This is a genomic window from Candidatus Frankia alpina (assembly GCF_902806485.1).
In the GTDB taxonomy this organism is placed as follows: domain Bacteria; phylum Actinomycetota; class Actinomycetes; order Frankiales; family Frankiaceae; genus Frankia; species Frankia alpina.
In genome coordinates this window covers 1-682 of sequence record NZ_CADCWT010000541.1, presented here as the reverse complement: position 1 = coordinate 682, position 682 = coordinate 1, and the positions used below count along the sequence as shown (strand labels likewise).

Genomic DNA, 682 nt, shown 5'->3' with positions numbered 1-682 from the left:
TGTCTGGTGGTGTGGCAGGCAGGGCTGTTGGCGTGCTGTGGTTGATCAGATCGTAGGGTCCTGGTGTATCCGGCGATCCGCTGACCGGGGGGTCCGCGCTGTCGTATGACGAGCTCGCGGCGCTGGTGGTGAGCCTGCAGGCGGATCTGGCGCGGGCGTTGGCGTGGATCGCGGAGCTGGAGGCCCAGGTCGCGAAGAGCTCGCGGAACTCGGCGAAGCCGCCGAGTTCGGATGGGTTGGCGGAACCGCCCCCGAAGTCGCTGCGGAAGGAGACGGGCCGGCGCCCCGGTGGGCAGCCGGGGCATCTCGGGTCGACGCTGCGGATGGTCGATGATCCTGATGTGCGTCTGTGGCACGAACCGGGGCCGTGTGGGGGCTGTGGGGCGTTGCTGGCGGGCCGGCCGGTGGCCCGGGTCGAACGCCGGCAGGTGTTCGACCTGCCCGAACTACGCCCCCAGGTCGTCGAACATCAGCTGGTCGAGCGGGCATGCGGTTGCGGGGCGCGCACGAGGGCGGCCGCGCCGGACGGGGTGAACGCCCCAGTCCAGTACGGGCCGCGGGTGACCGCGGCGGCGGTCTACCTGTACGCGGGCCAGTTCCTGTCGAAGGACCGGACCGCGACCGCGTTGAGCGAGCTGGTCGGGATCCCGCTGTCGGCCGGCACGGTCGGGGCGATGACCGC

1 protein-coding gene is annotated in these 682 nt (G+C 71.8%); it reads left to right on the top strand.

What is annotated here, in order from left to right; all coding sequences use genetic code 11:
* Positions 1 to 125: 125 nt before the first annotated feature.
* Positions 126 to 682 (top strand): DUF6444 domain-containing protein (locus G6R25_RS28520; protein ID WP_235949555.1); only part of this gene is annotated, 557 nt, incomplete at its 3' end.